This is a genomic window from Streptomyces sp. NPDC127084, from assembly GCF_042724175.1.
GTDB lineage: Bacteria > Actinomycetota > Actinomycetes > Streptomycetales > Streptomycetaceae > Streptomyces.
On record NZ_JBHXFA010000377.1, the window covers coordinates 1 to 1,323 of the forward strand.

Annotated in this window: 1 protein-coding gene and 1 pseudogene; one reads left to right on the forward strand and one right to left on the reverse strand. The window is 67.9% G+C overall.

Features of this window, described 5'->3' with window-relative positions:
- Positions 1-127 (reverse strand): annotated as a pseudogene (locus tag ACFWI9_RS34355) (transposase); the annotation flags it as partial.
- Positions 128-225: 98 nt separating this feature from the next.
- Here ACFWI9_RS34355 and ACFWI9_RS34360 point away from each other — a divergent pair.
- Positions 226-1,323, forward strand: a 1,098-nt coding sequence (locus ACFWI9_RS34360; RefSeq protein WP_387169240.1) for an ISL3 family transposase, incomplete at its 3' end; no start/stop codon positions are given.

A 1,323-nucleotide genomic window follows, 5' to 3' on the forward strand; every position in this document is an offset into this window, starting at 1 on the left:
GCCGGACGATCGCCGGATACTTGCTGCCCCATTCCTCGCTGAACTCCAGGAACCGGCTCATCGCGGCGTCCTCGGTCGGCGCCGTATAGACCGGTTTCAGTGCTTTCGCGATCTTGTCCCAGTCCTGTGTCAACGGCCATTCAGTTCGGTTCTGATCCACTTCTTGTGGAGCAGTGACATGACGTCACAACAGGCTGGAAGGATGGCCGTTCGTGTGACTGCAGCGTGTTCTCGACGTTCTCCGCAGCGTTCTCTCATCTGTCGTCCGTGGTGGTGGACGAGGTCAGAGCGGACGGTGGCGGGATAGCCCTCACGGCGCGGACGGTGACGTGCGAGGCGGCTTGTCCGGACTGCAGCACGGTGTCCGGTCGTGTCCATGGTGGTTACCGGCGGCGTCTTGCCGACCTCGCGGCGGCCGGGCAGGAGGTCGTGATCGACCTGCTGGTGCGACGGTTCCTCTGCCCGGCAGCAGGGTGTGGTCGACGCACGTTCGTCGAGCAGGTGGACGGGCTCACCGAACGATTCGCACGGCGCACCCCGCTCCTGCGTCGCTTGCTGGAGAAGATCGCGCTGGCGCTCGCCGGACGTCCCGGCGCCCGGCTGGCCGCCCATCTGTCCATCCCGACGAGCGCGAACTCCCTGCTCAGACTCGTACGCAAACTTCCGGACAAGCAGGCCGGCGCCGCACCCCGTGTGCTGGGCATCGATGATTTCGCCCTGAAGAAGGGGCACGTCTACGGAACGATCATCTTGGACATGGAGACCGGCGAACGCGTCGACGTCCTGCCCGACCGCACTGCGGAAACCCTCACCGCGTGGCTGCGCGCGCACCCCGGAGCGGAGAGCGTCTGCCGGGACAGGGCCAGCGCCTACGCCGAGGCCGTACGCACCGCCTGCCCCGACGCGATCCAGGTCGCGGACCGCTTCCACTTGTGGAAGAACCTGTGCGAAGCCGTCGAGAAGTGCGTTGCCGCACACCGCAGCTGCCTCGCCGAGCCCACCGAAGACATGCCTGCTGTCGCCGCCGAGCAGGAGGTGTCGGGGCGGCCGGAGGGGATGCGCGTGATCCGGCGCCGCGAGCGTCACGCCGCCGTGCACGCCCTCTACGACAAGGGCGTCCCGATCCAGGCGATCTGCGAGACTCTCGGGCTGGACCGCAAGACGGTACGCCGCTACGCGCACGCGGCCACGCCCGAGGACGCGTCGCTGGGCACCGGCTCGCGGCGCTATCCCAGAGGCGCCGCCGGCCCTGCCCACCGGCATCGACTACCTCCGCCTGATCGACACCGCCCGCACGAACGAGCTCGGACAGAAGATCAACTA